The sequence below is a fragment of the Nostoc sp. UIC 10630 genome (assembly GCF_010747425.1).
In the GTDB taxonomy this organism is placed as follows: Bacteria; Cyanobacteriota; Cyanobacteriia; order Cyanobacteriales; family Nostocaceae; genus Nostoc.
The window spans coordinates 1-14,205 of sequence record NZ_JAAGOG010000198.1 but is presented as its reverse complement, the minus strand read 5'-3'; the positions used below and the strand labels follow the sequence as shown (position 1 = coordinate 14,205).

Annotated in this window: 13 protein-coding genes; 8 read left to right on the top strand and 5 right to left on the bottom strand. The window is 44.0% G+C overall.

The genetic code is table 11. From position 1 onward, the window contains the following. Positions 1–23: 23 nt before the first annotated feature. On the bottom strand, positions 24–845 hold the full coding sequence (locus G1O98_RS30985) for a SirB1 family protein (protein WP_163936393.1): 822 nt from the start codon (positions 843–845) through the stop codon (positions 24–26). Continuing rightward, positions 793–942 carry a hypothetical protein gene (locus tag G1O98_RS30980; RefSeq protein ID WP_163936390.1) on the bottom strand — a complete coding sequence of 50 codons (150 nt, stop codon included), beginning with the start codon at positions 940–942 and terminating at the stop codon, positions 793–795. Before G1O98_RS30980 ends, G1O98_RS30985 begins: the two co-directional genes overlap by 53 nt. 514 nt (positions 943–1,456) lie before the next feature. On the opposite strand from G1O98_RS30980, the gene G1O98_RS39115 reads away from it, so the two are divergent. The 5 genes from G1O98_RS39115 to G1O98_RS30955 all read left to right on the top strand — a co-directional run bounded on the left by G1O98_RS39115 (position 1,457) and on the right by G1O98_RS30955 (position 8,681). Beyond that, on the top strand, positions 1,457–2,068 hold the full coding sequence (locus tag G1O98_RS39115; RefSeq protein ID WP_175586940.1) for a hypothetical protein: 612 nt from the start codon (positions 1,457–1,459) through the stop codon (positions 2,066–2,068). 330 nt (positions 2,069–2,398) lie between these two features. Then, positions 2,399–3,847, top strand: a complete 1,449-nt coding sequence (gene atpD, locus G1O98_RS30970) for a F0F1 ATP synthase subunit beta (RefSeq protein ID WP_114081954.1) — start codon at positions 2,399–2,401, stop codon at positions 3,845–3,847. Positions 3,848–3,978: 131 nt separating this feature from the next. Then, complete coding sequence (atpC, locus tag G1O98_RS30965) at positions 3,979–4,392, top strand: ATP synthase F1 subunit epsilon (RefSeq protein WP_163936387.1); 414 nt, start codon at positions 3,979–3,981, stop codon at positions 4,390–4,392. 153 nt (positions 4,393–4,545) lie between these two features. Further along, positions 4,546–6,651, top strand: a complete 2,106-nt coding sequence (locus G1O98_RS30960; RefSeq protein WP_163936384.1) for a flotillin family protein — start codon at positions 4,546–4,548, stop codon at positions 6,649–6,651. A gap of 110 nt (positions 6,652–6,761) precedes the next feature. Further along, positions 6,762–8,681 (top strand): serine/threonine-protein kinase, encoded by a 1,920-nt coding sequence (locus G1O98_RS30955; protein WP_163936381.1) that lies wholly within the window; start codon positions 6,762–6,764, stop codon positions 8,679–8,681. Between the two features lie 10 nt (positions 8,682–8,691). On the opposite strand, the gene G1O98_RS30950 is transcribed toward G1O98_RS30955, so the two are convergent. After that, a complete protein-coding gene (locus G1O98_RS30950) occupies positions 8,692–8,991 on the bottom strand; it encodes a 30S ribosomal protein PSRP-3 (RefSeq protein WP_094333099.1) in 300 nt (99 codons plus the stop codon). A 137-nt stretch (positions 8,992–9,128) separates the two neighbouring features. On the opposite strand from G1O98_RS30950, the gene G1O98_RS30945 reads away from it, so the two are divergent. From G1O98_RS30945 to G1O98_RS30935, 3 genes are all read left to right on the top strand, one after another. Next, a complete protein-coding gene (locus tag G1O98_RS30945; RefSeq protein WP_163936378.1) occupies positions 9,129–9,599 on the top strand; it encodes a DUF29 domain-containing protein in 471 nt (156 codons plus the stop codon). A gap of 44 nt (positions 9,600–9,643) precedes the next feature. Beyond that, on the top strand, positions 9,644–10,447 hold the full coding sequence (locus G1O98_RS30940; protein ID WP_163936375.1) for a TIGR01548 family HAD-type hydrolase: 804 nt from the start codon (positions 9,644–9,646) through the stop codon (positions 10,445–10,447). Positions 10,448–10,534: 87 nt separating this feature from the next. Continuing rightward, positions 10,535–11,923, top strand: a complete 1,389-nt coding sequence (locus G1O98_RS30935; RefSeq protein WP_163936372.1) for a cytochrome P450 — start codon at positions 10,535–10,537, stop codon at positions 11,921–11,923. A gap of 58 nt (positions 11,924–11,981) precedes the next feature. Here the strand turns inward: G1O98_RS30935 and G1O98_RS30930 are convergent, their stop codons facing one another. Then, positions 11,982–12,785 carry a tetratricopeptide repeat protein gene (locus G1O98_RS30930; RefSeq protein WP_163936369.1) on the bottom strand — a complete coding sequence of 268 codons (804 nt, stop codon included), beginning with the start codon at positions 12,783–12,785 and terminating at the stop codon, positions 11,982–11,984. Positions 12,786–13,042: 257 nt separating this feature from the next. Next, positions 13,043–14,143 carry a Holliday junction branch migration DNA helicase RuvB gene (gene ruvB / locus G1O98_RS30925; RefSeq protein WP_163936366.1) on the bottom strand — a complete coding sequence of 367 codons (1,101 nt, stop codon included), beginning with the start codon at positions 14,141–14,143 and terminating at the stop codon, positions 13,043–13,045. Between the last annotated feature and the right edge of the window lie 62 nt (positions 14,144–14,205).

Sequence of the window (14,205 nt, the reverse complement as noted above, 5' to 3'; positions counted from 1 at the left end):
CCCCATTCCCCATTCCCCATTCCCTAATCCCTCCCCAATTCCGTAAGTAGCCGCCGAATAACTGATGCATCCTGGGCATCAGGAACTTTTGCTAAATAATTTTGTAAATCGTCTACGGCTTGGGGGTAGTTACCAAGTTGATAGGAGATTAAGCCGCGATCGCGCAATTCTAAAGTTACATTAGGAAACAGCAACAAAATTCGTTCAATTGCTGCCAGCGTTTTTTCTAACTCTTGTTGTTTGAGGTAAATAAATTTTATATTTGTGAGCATCCGTGCCAAAAATTGCCGATTACTGACCACGGCTAAAAATTCTGGTTGTAGCGTCACAGGTTGCTGATAAATTTGAGACAGCCGTTCCTCGCAATCTTGAGCAAATATTATTTCACCGCCATTAAAGGCATCCACAAAAATTTCTATATCTGGAACATCCGGGCGAATCAAGAAATGCCCTGGCATTCCCACACCCACCATCGGGAAATCAATCCGTCTGGCAACCTCTAGGTAAACCAACGCCAAGGTAATCGGAATCCCCAGTCGGCGGTCAATTACATCATTGAAAAAACTGTTACGCGGGTCGTAATAGTCAATCTTATTACCAGAAAACTTTAAATCATCGTAGAGATACTGGTTAATACCTTGAATGATCCGCAAAGGATATCGTGAGTCTGGTAGGCGTTCTTGAAGCTCCCATGCCATTGTATCAAGGGCGTTGAGATATTCCTCTGGATCTAGCTTGGGATATTCTTCTTGGGCAATATACAAAGCTGCTTTTGCTAGGTCAATATGCTCGTCAGCCTGCTGAATCTCTTGGTAAAAATATTGTCGCGCTGACGAGAAATTCATAAGCTGCTGCTCGGTGTAAGTGTGAGGATGAAGCCGCAGGTACGCCCAACTCAGGTATCACGGCTTGGCTAAAATCTGTTTTTGTATCTATCTTCATCTTATGGATATTCAGAAGTTTTAGAAATGTAGTTTATGGATAGCTTTATATATCTATTACTAACTAATTTTGTAACTGCTGTGTTGGTGATGTCTTCGATGGGCTGTACCCACGCAAAGCACATGATGTAATACAAATATGCATTATTTCATAGAAATTACTATAATTTTATACAAAGCTTGTGTATATATCAATTTAGTAATAGCCCAGAAATCGACATCAAATCCTTATAGAGGATGGCTTTGAAAATTTTTCTATTTGATAAGTAGATAAACTCATATTATAAATTTTTAGTGAATCACAGTAATAATACTTGTTTTTTAAACTCTCTTTACCAATAATGCTCGTAGTTATACAACCTAGTTGAAATCAAGTTAATACCATACCGATAGACTAGTAATTACTTCTGGTGTATGCGATCGCAGCGAAAGACTAAATCTTCGCCTGCTAAGGGAGATTTTTGTTTAATTTTGCAGGCAAATTTGTGTGTATTTAAATACAACGAGGTTAATTAATGAAGACTTATCACGTTTTACAGGCAACGCTTACGCTAGCAACTTGTACTTTGTCAGCTTTAGCTATCTCCACAAGTGCCAATGCGTCTACTGTCGTAACGTTTGACGATTTAACAGGTGATAACCTTCTAGTACCGGATGGCTATGGTGGAATCCGATGGGATAATAATTGGATTTATTACGGTTTCGAGCAATTCCCATACACTCCTGAGTCAATTCCGAACCGAATCTATGGGAACTATGACAAGTGGAATGGCCCAAGCAGCATTCCATTCTACTTTGCATCACCCGTAATCTTTGATGGCGGTTATATCGCTGGATATGATTTCTTTCTTCCAGCAAGCTTTTCACTTTACAATGGAGGAACACTACAGGCAACATCTGCATCGCTTACACCTTCTTCTACACCAACTTTCCTGTCATCTGGTTATACAGGGCTGGTTGATGAAGTTCGTGTAAATTGGTACAATGGCTCTACAGTGCTGGATAATGTAACATATCACACTGCTGCGGTTCCTGAACCAGCTTGTTTGATTGGCTTGCTTGGTTTGGGTGCTTTTGGTATCACCTCTAAATTCAACCGCAAGCAAAAGCAGCAAGTTGACTGCTAATAGAATCCTTAATTTATTAAGCAAAAGCTATCAAAATCTAGCTTTTCTATAACAAGTGTAAATACGTAGTAAGTTCAAGAGAATGGCATTTCTCGCTACATTGTAGGTAGCTAGGGCGATCGCATCTGAAAAATGAGATTAGGGATAAACTAGAGCATATTCTGTCAATCTAGTCAGGATGAGGACTACAACCATAGCCACCAAACAGCTTTTTAAGGAATTACTAAGAGAGTTATGTCCCCGTCCGGTGCTAGAGTGAAAGGTGACATTTCTTATTCTTATGTCTTCTCCGACCTTATCTGAAATCTAGCTTCACTCATTAGGCGCAGCATGGTCACAACCGCAGAAAAAACAAACATTGGCTACATTACCCAAATCATTGGCCCAGTTGTAGACGTTAAATTTCCCGGCGGGAAATTGCCACAAATCTACAACGCTTTGAAAATCAAAGGCACCAACGAAGCTGGGCAGGAAATCAACATCACCGTTGAAGTACAGCAACTGCTGGGCGACAACCAGGTGCGGACTGTTGCGATGAGTTCCACCGAAGGCTTAGTGCGCGGTTTTGAAGTCAGCGATACAGGCGCTCCCATTACCGTGCCAGTTGGTAAAGCCACTTTGGGCCGGATTTTCAACGTCCTTGGCGAACCTGTGGATAACAGGGGCCCAGTAAATGCTGAGGCAAGTTTACCCATCCACCGCTCTGCTCCCAAATTCACCGACCTAGAAACCAAACCTTCGGTGTTTGAGACTGGGATTAAAGTTGTTGACCTTCTGACTCCCTATCGACGCGGCGGTAAGATTGGTCTATTCGGCGGTGCTGGTGTTGGTAAGACCGTAATCATGATGGAGTTGATTAACAACATCGCTACCCAGCATGGTGGAGTATCCGTATTTGCTGGCGTGGGTGAGCGCACCCGTGAAGGTAATGACCTCTACAATGAAATGATTGAGTCTGGGGTTATCAATAACGAGAACCTCAACGAATCAAAAATTGCTCTCGTCTACGGTCAAATGAACGAACCACCCGGAGCTAGAATGCGGGTTGGTCTTTCGGGATTGACAGTAGCAGAGTACTTCCGGGATGTGAACAAGCAGGACGTGCTGCTGTTTATTGATAATATCTTCCGGTTTGTACAAGCAGGTTCGGAAGTATCCGCGCTATTGGGTCGGATGCCTTCTGCGGTAGGATATCAGCCCACATTGGGAACCGACGTAGGTGAACTGCAAGAGCGGATTACCTCGACTACAGAGGGTTCCATTACCTCGATTCAAGCAGTATACGTACCTGCGGATGACCTCACTGACCCCGCACCTGCTACCACCTTCGCCCACTTGGACGGAACCACAGTACTGTCTCGCGGTTTGGCTGCTAAGGGAATTTATCCCGCAGTTGACCCCCTTGGTTCAACTTCCACCATGCTCCAACCAAACATTGTCGGTGAAGAACACTACAATACTGCGCGGGCGGTGCAATCAACTCTGCAACGTTACAAAGAACTCCAAGACATTATCGCCATTCTCGGTTTAGATGAATTGTCAGAAGAAGACCGTCTAATCGTGGCACGGGCGCGGAAAGTTGAGCGCTTCTTGTCTCAGCCATTCTTTGTAGCAGAAGTATTTACCGGTTCTCCTGGTAAGTATGTGAAGTTGGAAGATACCATCAAAGGCTTCCAAAAAATTCTGTCTGGTGAGTTGGATGCTCTGCCAGAACAGGCTTTCTACTTGGTTGGCGATATCAACGAAGCGATCGCTAAAGCTGAAAAAATCAAAGGTTAGTCATTAGTCATTGGTCATTAGTCATTAGTCATTAGTCGTTAGTCATTAGTTCAACTGCTAATGACTAATGGCAATTACGAAAGACATAAATGACAAAGGACGAAGGACGAAGGACAAAGGACAAAAGACAAATGACATTAACCGTTCGGGTAATTTCTCCAGATAAAACAGTCTGGGATGCTCCAGCTGAAGAAGTAGTTTTGCCTAGCACAACTGGTCAACTAGGTATCCTCACCGGACACGCACCACTTTTAACCGCCCTGGATACTGGTGTAATGCGAGTCCGTGCCGCGAAAAATCAGAATTGGGAAGCGATCGCTCTTTTGGGTGGCTTTGCCGAAGTCGAAGAAAATGAAGTGACAATTCTGGTTAACGGCGCTGAACGTGGCGACAAAATTAACCTTGAAGAAGCTCGTGCTGCTTACAACCAAGCAGAAGCGGGACTCACTCAAGTTTCAGCAGACGATCGCCAAGCCCAAATCAAGGCAAATCAAGCTTTCAAACGCGCCCGCGCTCGGTTTCAAGCTGCTGGCGGTTTGGTCTAATTTAATTTTCTATTTCAACTTTGTAGGTTGGGCAATGTCCAACCTACAAATTATTTATTAATTTTTCAAACAATTACGTCAAGTTTAAGAAATCGAGGCAAGCCTTGGTGAAGTGTTAATTTAGCTAATTAGTTGCCCAAATGGGCACAAATTATGAAAAGCTTTTCATCTTTGCTTGGTACTCGTAAACAAAATAAGGTAGCTCGTTTTGCGGCCTCTATCGTAGCAACGTTAGCGCTCGCTGGTGGTATTCATTCTGCCAATGCTAATTCTGTTAAAACAACTACTGCAAAAGAAATAACTTCGGCATTAGTCCAGCGAAATCAGACTACACCAAATATTGCTCAGTTACCAATCAGCAGGACTCAATATCAAACTGCTGGAATTGATCCTGTTGTACTAGTTCCCATCCTACTTGTCGGCGGTTTCGTCATATTCGTCCCCCTATTCTTTGGGGGACTTGTAGTCATTGGCGAACGTGAAGTCGGTATTGTAGTGAGGAAATTTACCCTTTCTGGGCGTGGACTCCCCGCCGGCAGTTTGATTGCCCTCAACGGCGAAGCTGGCTTGCAGGCAGATACTTTAGCTCCTGGTTGGCATTGGGGCTATTGGCCTTGGCAATATTCTGTAAAGAAAGAATCGGTAATTGTCGTCCCCCAAGGGGAAATCGCTTTGATTGTGGCAGCAGATGGCGCATCCAACCCACCAGAGCGGATTTTGGGGAAAATCGTGGGTTGTGACAACTTCCAAGATGCTCGAAAATTCCTCACCGAAGGTGGTGAAAAAGGGCGGCAAATGGGTTTTCTCACCGCAGGTACATACAGGATTAACACTGCTCTGTTTAAAGTCATCATGGCATCAAATGCCAGCGCTCATGGCATGGCTCCAGAACAGTTGCGGGTGTACAGTCTGGCATCTGACAAAGTTGGCATCGTCACTACCTTAGATGGTGTGCCAATTTCTGCCGGTGAACTCGCAGGCCCCATAATTGACGGACACGACAACTTCCAAAATGGTCAGAAATTTATTAATGGGGGTGGGCGGCGAGGCTTACAAGAACAGACTTTGCTTTCTGGCTCTTGGAACTTGAATCCTTGGTTTGTCCAGGTTGAACAAGTTCCGATGACCGAAATTCCCATTGGGTATGTGGGTGTAGTAATTTCTTTCGTGGGTAAGGCACATCAAGATGTCAGTGGTGCAGCCTTCACCCACGGTAATTTGGTGAATCCTGGACATAAGGGCGTGTGGGTTGAACCGCTGTATCCTGGCAAACATCCGATTAATTCCCGGATCATGAAGATGGAACTGGTGCCAACGACCAACATTGTATTAAATTGGTCAGATCGCACCGAACGCCACAGCTATGATGCTCAATTAGCTTCCTTGACAGTGCGATCGCGTGATGGGTTTGCTTTTGATTTGGAAGTAGCACAAATTATCCATGTCGGTGCTTTAGATGCTCCGAAGGTAATTTCCCGCGTTGGTGCAATGCAAAATTTGGTAGACCATGTATTAGAACCAACTATCGGCAATTATTTCCGCAACTCAGCCCAAGACTATACTGTACTAGACTTTCTCACCGCTCGGAGCGAACGACAATCTGAGGCTGCTGAGTATATTAAAACAGCATTACGGGCTTATGACGTGCAAGCGATCGACACCCTGATTGGTGATATTCTGCCACCAGCTTCATTAATGCAGACACAGACAGACCGGAAAATTGCCGAAGAAGAACGCAAGACTTATGAAGTCCAGCAGATGGCACAAACCCAACGGCAGCAGCTTGTCCGGGAAACAGCGCTGGCTGATATTCAGCAAGAAATGGTGAAATCAGAGCAGAGTGTACATATTGCTGACTTAAAAGCCCAAGCCCAAATTAAACAGGCGAACGGTGAAGCCGAAGGTACAAAACTCCGGGCAATTGCTGAGGCTGAAGGTATTCGGGCCACAGGTAACGCCAAAGCTGAAACTTATCGCGCTGGTGTGGAAGCTTTGGGTTCCCAAGGTTATACAGCAATGCAACTCATGCAGATTATAGGCGATCGCCATGTCCGCTTAATTCCAGATGTCTTAGTTGGTAGTAATGGCAGCAATAACGGCTTAGTGGATGGGCTACTATCCATGATTTTATGGAATCAAACTGGTAAAGGTGAATTGAAATCAACACCTTTGCATCCGCAACCAGTAGTTACCCAAACACAACCAACCACAGATAACGGTCTTCCACCGATAGTTGTGAATTTTCCAGTAGATAAGTAATATCCGGTGGGGTAGCACAGCTTTGCTACCCTACGAGAAACGCAATTTAAAATGGTTATATTTTACTTTGGGTAGGCAAGATGCCTACCCTGTAATTTTGGTAGGAAATTTTGTTTTTACAAGAACGTTATCGTTTACTAAAATCAATTGGTAAAGGGGGATTCTGTAAAACCTTTCTCGCTGTAGATGAGGGTCAGTTTCCGCCAATTCCTTGCGTTGTTCAAGAAATCTCGCAGGAATACGAGACATTTAAAAATTTTCAACAAAAGGCGCAACAGCTAGAGGAATTAGGAAAGCATCCGCAAATTCCCGCTTTATTAGCTTATTTTCAGCAGAATGGGCATTTTTATTTAGTGCAAGAGTTTATTGCAGGCACTAATTTGGCTCAGGTGGTTGAAGAGGAAGGGGCTTTTAATGAAACTCAGATTTGGCAACTGTTAGAAGATGTTTTGCCAGTTTTGCAGTTTATTAGCGATGCCTGCGGCGGGCTACGCCTACGCAACATCATCCACCGCGATATTAAACCCCAAAATATCATCCGTAGATCCCCAATTACCAAGAAGGGAGATTTCGTTATAGTCGATTTTAGCACTGCGAAAATCGTCACAGAAATTGATCCGCTAATATCTGAAACTATTATTGCCAGTCCAGAATATTCTGCACCAGAACAAACAAAGGGAAAAGCAGTTTTTGCTAGTGACTTATATAGCTTGGGTGTAACTTGTATTTACTTACTTACCCAGATTCCTCCCTTTGATTTATTTGATATTGCTAACGATTGTTGGGTTTGGCAACAATATCTTACTAGTAAGGTAAGCAATCGCCTGGCCCAAATCCTCGACAAGCTGCTACAAAATGCTGTTAACCGCCGCTTTCAATCGGCTGATGAAGTTATGCAAGCAATGGGTATGGAATGTAAAACTCAAAATTTGAAATTACCAAATCCTCCTTGGCAATGCTTGCACACCCTAACTGGGCATTCCGGGACATTGAGTAGTGTAAATACCCTTGCCATCAATCCTGACAGTCACACTTTAGCCAGTGGTGGTGATGACAAAAACATCAAATTGTGGGATTTAAATACTCAAAAAATCCTAGCTAGCTTATCAGGACATTCCCAAGCGGTAAAATCAGTCGCCTTCAGTCCAGATGGGAAAATTTTGGCAACTGCTAGCGATGATAAAACGATCAAATTGTGGGAGGTTAAGACATTAAAAGAAATCTGCACTTTATTGGGACACTCACACGCCGTAAAATCAGTTGCTTTCAGTCCAGATGGGCAGATTCTCGCTAGCGGTAGCTGGGATAAGACAATCAAGCTCTGGGATGTCAATACTGGCACAGAAATTTGCACCATAACCGGACATAAATTACAAGTAAATTCAGTGGCATTTAGTCCTCAAGGACAGCTTTTAGCTAGCGCAAGTTATGACCGAACAATTCGCCTGTGGCACATACCTGCATTAGGAAGAGGTAGGGGAGTAGGGAGCAGGCTTGCCGTGAGCGTAGCCGAACGGGAGCAGGAAGATATGAATAGTTCTGAGTTAAAAAACCACTCACAAACAGCAGAGGACATTCCCCCTGCCCCCTTCCCCCTTATTCAAAACCGCCCATGCTATAGCTTGTTAAGCACCCTTTCGGGTCATGCATGGGCGGTTTTGACAGTCGCTTTTAGTCCTGATGGTCAAATTTTGGCGACGGGTAGTGATGATAACACTATTAAATTGTGGGCGGTAAACACAGGTCAGCTAATTTGCACACTTGTAGGCCATTCTTGGTCTGTGGTGGCTGTGGCTTTTACTGCCGATGGCGAAACACTCCTAAGTGCAAGTTGCGACAAAACAGTTAAACTTTGGAGGGTAAGCACAGCAGAAGAGATTGTTACTCTCTCTGGTCATATAGACTCAGTATCTGCTGTTGCTGTGAGCAAAGTTACACAATTAATTGCAAGTGGCAGCAGAGACAAGACTATCAAACTGTGGCAGCTTGTAGAACAGCGCGTAGGCGTAGCCCGTCGTAGACATCGCTAATATTGTAATATCAGGCGCTACCTGTGAAGGCAACTTCTGGAAATTTCAACTGAGCTTCTGCCATTGGACGGTTTCTACCTTCCTCTTGCCAGTAGTTAATCACTTCTGTTGCTTTATTAAGCAACTCGACACGATCTAGGTCAGTAATCCAATGTTTGGATTCTAATTCCTTTTTTAATTCTTCCCAGGCATCATTTCTGGGCCAAAAAAAGTACTTAGTCAAAGGGCTGGTGCCTTTGCCTACAACTTGATCCACTGCGAGAGCAACGTTTTCATCTAACCACAGAATTTTCAAAATAAACTTGGTCAATCACACCTCCGGGAATTTCCGGGCATTACTTAACTAGGATAGCGATCGCTTATTTTAACGCAATACCCTATCAAATGACCAAACAGTCATTGGATTGGGCTAGCATAAGGTGTAGTCGGCGTTAACAAAAGATGCTTATGACTGCTCAACTGCCCCAATCTCAAACAACATCTGGTTCAGATTTGTATGAGCAAGACTTTTACCTGTGGATTCAAACCACAGCAGAACTACTCAAGCAAGGTCGGCTCACAGAACTGGATTTAGAGAATTTGATTGATGAAATTGAAACAATGGGTAGGAGTGAAAAGCGGGCATTGGAGAGCAATTTGGAAGTATTGCTGATGCATCTGCTCAAATATCAAATTCAAACTGAAAGGCGCTCAAACAGTTGGCAGTACACAATTTTGGAACACCGTAGACGAGTCCAAAAAGCACTTCAGGAAAGTCCGAGTTTGAAGCCTTACTTTGATCAAGTTTTTGACGAAAGCTATCAAACCGCTAGACGACTGGCTGTCATTGAAACTGGATTAGCGATCACTATCTTCCCAGAAAAATCTCTCTTTACGCCAGAGCAAGCCCTCGACCCCGATTTTTTACCTGAGTCATGATCTCACGTTTTATCATGATGTAAAACTCTTTTGCTTCCTACCCCATGACTCAACCAACTTCTGCAAAAGCGATCGTTATTTTCGATATTGATGGCGTTGTGCGCGATGTTAGCGGTTCCTATCGCCGAGCGATCGCAGATACGGTAGAATATTTTACCACCAAAGCATATCGTCCAACCCCACTGGATATTGACCAGTTGAAGTCTGAAGGCGTGTGGAATAACGATTGGGAAGCATCGCAGGAATTAATTTACCGCTACTTTGAAACCCAAAAACAGAGCCGAGAACAACTGCAACTAGATTACAGTGCGATCGTTGCTTTTTTTCAATCCCGTTACCGAGGCTCAGACCCAAATAATTTTACTGGGTATATCTGTAATGAACCATTATTATTACAACCTAGCTATTTAGAACTACTTACCCAAGCCGGGATTGCTTGGGGATTTTTTAGCGGTGCAACTCGTGCTTCCGCTAACTACGTATTAGAAAAACGCCTGGGTTTGGAATCTCCAGTGTTGATTGCGATGGAAGATGCACCAGGGAAACCTGACCCTACGGGACTTTTCGCTACAGTTCGTGAGTTAGATAATGGAATTGAGCAAAAATTAGCGATCGTGTATGTAGGGGATACGGTAGCAGATATGTATACCGTCGAGAAAGCGCGGCGTTTAGATTCTTCTCGTCCTTGGATTGGTGTAGGGGTTTTACCGCCCCATGTACAGGAAACAGCAGCGCGTAGTGATGCTTATGGTGAGACACTGCTAGCAGCAGGAGCAGCAGTAGTTTTGCGTAATGTACAAGAATTAACCCCAAGGCAGATTGAAGAATTGGTGAGTTCATCTATTTAATCTGTGTTCTAAGATTAATCCAGCTATGCGTGGATGAATGACTAGCTGATAACGATCTTGCTCCAATTTATTGGGAGATAAATAAAAATGTTTGCACATAAACTGCCTAACGGCCCTCAAACTCACCCTTGGGTACAGACGTATCAATGGCTGACTAACCCATTGGAATACATGGAAGACTGTGCTAAACGCTATGGTGATATGTTCACTCTCCGAATTGGCCCAGTTTTTACTCCTCAAGTCTTCGTTAGCAATCCTCAAGCAATTCAGCAGATTTTTACCACAGATCCAAAACAGTTAGATTCTGGTGCAGCAGCAGGTTCAGGCTCGCCTTTATTGGGGCCAAATTCTCTACTTTCCTTAGAAGGAAAACCTCACCAGCGCCAGCGTAAACTGCTGACACCTCCTCTACATGGGGAAAGAATGCAAGCTTATGGTGATTTAATCTGTGAAATCACCAAGCAAGTAACTAGCGAGTGGCCAGTCAGGGAAAGCTTTACAGTCTTGCCATCCATGCAAGAAATCTCCTTTCAGGTGATTTTGAAGGCTGTATTTGGTCTAAAGGACGGACTTCGTTATGAAAAACTCAAAGAAATCCTAATTGCTATCCTGAATCCAAAAAGACCTATTTTGCGGGCAATATTCCTCCTGTTCCCATTATTACGGCAGGATTTGGGGCCTCGCAGTCCTTGGGGAAGTTTTCTCCGTTTGCGACAGGAAATGGATGATCTGATCTATGCTGAAATTCAAGAGAGGCGATCGCTTGCTGATGAGTCTCGAAGTGATATTCTGTCTTTAATGATGGCGGCTCGTGATGAAGCAGGTGAGCCGATGACAGACTTGGAATTACGTGATGAATTGATGACTTTGTTGATTGCAGGTCATGAAACTACGGCTAGTTCTTTGGCATGGGCGCTGTACTGGATTCATCATCAGCCTGAAGTCAGTGAAAAACTGGTGCAAGAATTGGATAGTTTGGGTGACAACAAAGACCCAAACGCTATTTTCCGATTACCTTATTTGAATGCGGTTTGTTCGGAAACAATGCGCCTATATCCAGTGGCGATGTTGGGAGTAAATCGATTGGTTAAATCACCTTTAGAAATTGCAGGCTACAAATTTGACCCTGGTACAATATTAGTTCCTTGTATTTATTTGAGCCATCATCGAGAAGATTTATACCCCAATTCCAAGCAGTTTCAGCCAGATCGTTTTCTAGAACGCCAATTTACTCCATCTGAATATTTGCCCTTTGGTGGTGGTAATCGTCGCTGTATTGGCATGGCATTTGCGCTGTTTGAGATGAAACTGGTATTGGCAACTGTACTATCTGATTGGCAAATGAAACTAGCTGATACAAAGCCAGTACTGCCGGTTCGGAAAAGCTTCCTGTTAGCACCAGGCGGTGGTGTACCAATGGTGGTAACTGGAAAGCGTCAGCAAAATCAGCGAGTTCTTGAGACTAACTTAGTGTAAAAAGTATCAGATTCAGGTGGGAGCGATCGCTCCGCTTCCCCTTTTATTTACCTGCTAATTACTGGATTTTCAAGAACTTATCCAAAGCTGTAACTAGGCTGGGAGGCCAACGGCGGATATTTTTTACCCAGTCGATATCTTTGTAGCGGCTATCAAGTCCATAAGCTGCTACCCAGTTGCTTTCAGCTTCACCTTGTTCTCCATTTACCCAATATGCAGCTGTGAGGGCGGCACGCACATCAGCAAACTTGGAGTATTTACGAGCGATATTTCGCATCTCACGGATTGCTTGCTCTTTTTGACCAGTTTCATAAAGAGCGAGGGCGTAGTTAGCACGGGCGAAGGCAAAATTTGGGGCTATCTCATTAGATTTTTTGTAGTCTGCGATCGCATCTTCCCATTTTCCTAAACCTGTTTTGGCATTGCCGCGATTGTTATACGCCATCGCATCGTTAGGATCGAGTTCTAAGACATGATTATAATCTGCGATCGCATCGTCCCATTTTCCTAACCCTTCCAACGCCGCCCCCCGATTCAAATATGGATCGGTGACATTCGGTGCTAGTTCTATGGCTTTGTTATAATCTGCGATCGCCTCTTGTAACTTATTCTGGCTCACCCGCGAATTTCCCCGGTTACTCCACGCCCCCGCATTAGTGGGAAATTGCTCAATAATCTTTGTCCAATAAGTTTCAGCCGTAGCAAAATCACCTTGATTCGTCGCTGCAAAGGCTTGATTTGCCCACTCATCACCTTGTTTTAACTGTTCTTGAGTAATGGGTGGTTGAGATTGTGCCATGACTGGAGTAGCCCAGCCAAACACAAGTAACAGACTGAGAAAAATACCAATCAATTTAATCATCTAGGTTTACCTAATTTGTCATTTGTCATTTGTCATTTGTCATTTGTCATTGAACATGGAGCAGAGGAATGGAGTTCAAAGGCTCATTAAAGGAGTTCAAAGGCTCATTAAAGGAGTTCAAAGACTCATTAAAGGAGTTCAAAGGCTCATTAAAGGAGTTCAAAGGCTCATTAAAGGAGTTCAAAGACTCATTAAAGGAGTTCAAAGACTCATTCACGAGTATCAAAGACTCATCCCCTATTCCCTATTCCCCATAATTACAATAATGACAACTGTTCATTAGGCGGCGTAAATCCCAAATGCTTGTATGCTGCCTTTGTCGCCATCCTTCCACGATGAGTCCGAGTTAAATACCCAATTTGCATGAGGTAAGGTTCGTACACCTCTTCAATTGTTTGGGTATCTTCACCTGTGGCTGCTGCCATTGTTTCTAACCCCACTGGCCCGCCGTTAAATTGTTCAATTATCACACTTAGCATCTGGCGATCTGTCCAATCTAAACCGCAAGGATCTACTTGGAATAGTTGCAATGCTTCAGATGCGATGCTTTCATTAATCTCACCAGATATTTTTACTTCCGCATAATCACGCACACGCCTAAGTAATCTATTAGCAATCCGTGGTGTTCCGCGTGAACGACGGGCAATTTCTGTAGCACCATCTTCTGTAATTGGGGTTTTGAGTAATTGAGCGGTTCGCAGTACAATCTTAGTCAGTTCGTCAACTTCGTAAAATCGGAGTTTTTGAATTAAACCGAAGCGATCGCGCAGTGGTGAAGTTAAAGCACCGACACGAGTTGTAGCACCCACCAAGGTAAACTTTGACAGAGGCAAACTTCTGATCCGAGCGCTAGAACCCTTACCAATAGTAATATCTAAGCGATAATCTTCCATTGCTGGATACAGAATTTCTTCCGTCATCCGCGAGAGGCGATGAATTTCATCCACAAATAAGATATCCCCTGGCTTCATGTTCACCAGTAGCCCAACAATATCTCGTGGACGTTCTAGGGCTGGCGCACTGGTAATTTTGTAATTTACCCCCATTTCCGATGCTAAAATCATTGCCATTGTGGTTTTGCCCAATCCTGGCGGCCCATACAGCAGTAAGTGATCCAGCACCTCACCACGAGACTTGGCTGCTTTGATGGCAATATCTAGCACATCCTTTAAATCTTTTTGTCCAATGTAATCGGCAAATCGGTGCGGCCGAATACCTTCTTCCTGTTGTTCTTGTTCATCAATAGCAGCTTCAGGCTTCAAAATATTTTCTGTGGATGGTGCTTTCGCCGACTCTCGACGCTGCTTTGGTTCTCCGTTGGGTTCTGGAGGCTGTTTTTTCGATGAGATTATCGCCATAATTCAGCTATCAACTGTTAAGGGGACTAGAAAGTGGGGAGGCAGGGGAGCAGGGGAGCAGG

Excerpts from the sequence above, each read along its gene's own strand:
- G1O98_RS30945 (WP_163936378.1), top strand. The coding sequence starts at position 9,129 with ATGACTGCTCAACTGCCCCAATCTCAAACAACATCTGGTTCAGATTTG.
- G1O98_RS30980 (WP_163936390.1), bottom strand. The coding sequence starts at position 942 with ATGAAGATAGATACAAAAACAGATTTTAGCCAAGCCGTGATACCTGAG.
- atpC (WP_163936387.1), top strand. The coding sequence starts at position 3,979 with ATGACATTAACCGTTCGGGTAATTTCTCCAGATAAAACAGTCTGGGAT.
- G1O98_RS30935 (WP_163936372.1), top strand. The coding sequence starts at position 10,535 with ATGTTTGCACATAAACTGCCTAACGGCCCTCAAACTCACCCTTGGGTA.
- G1O98_RS39115 (WP_175586940.1), top strand. The coding sequence starts at position 1,457 with ATGAAGACTTATCACGTTTTACAGGCAACGCTTACGCTAGCAACTTGT.
- G1O98_RS30940 (WP_163936375.1), top strand. The coding sequence starts at position 9,644 with ATGACTCAACCAACTTCTGCAAAAGCGATCGTTATTTTCGATATTGAT.
- G1O98_RS30930 (WP_163936369.1), bottom strand. The coding sequence starts at position 12,785 with ATGATTAAATTGATTGGTATTTTTCTCAGTCTGTTACTTGTGTTTGGC.
- G1O98_RS30960 (WP_163936384.1), top strand. The coding sequence starts at position 4,546 with ATGAAAAGCTTTTCATCTTTGCTTGGTACTCGTAAACAAAATAAGGTA.
- G1O98_RS30985 (WP_163936393.1), bottom strand. The coding sequence starts at position 845 with ATGAATTTCTCGTCAGCGCGACAATATTTTTACCAAGAGATTCAGCAG.
- atpD (WP_114081954.1), top strand. The coding sequence starts at position 2,399 with ATGGTCACAACCGCAGAAAAAACAAACATTGGCTACATTACCCAAATC.
- ruvB (WP_163936366.1), bottom strand. The coding sequence starts at position 14,143 with ATGGCGATAATCTCATCGAAAAAACAGCCTCCAGAACCCAACGGAGAA.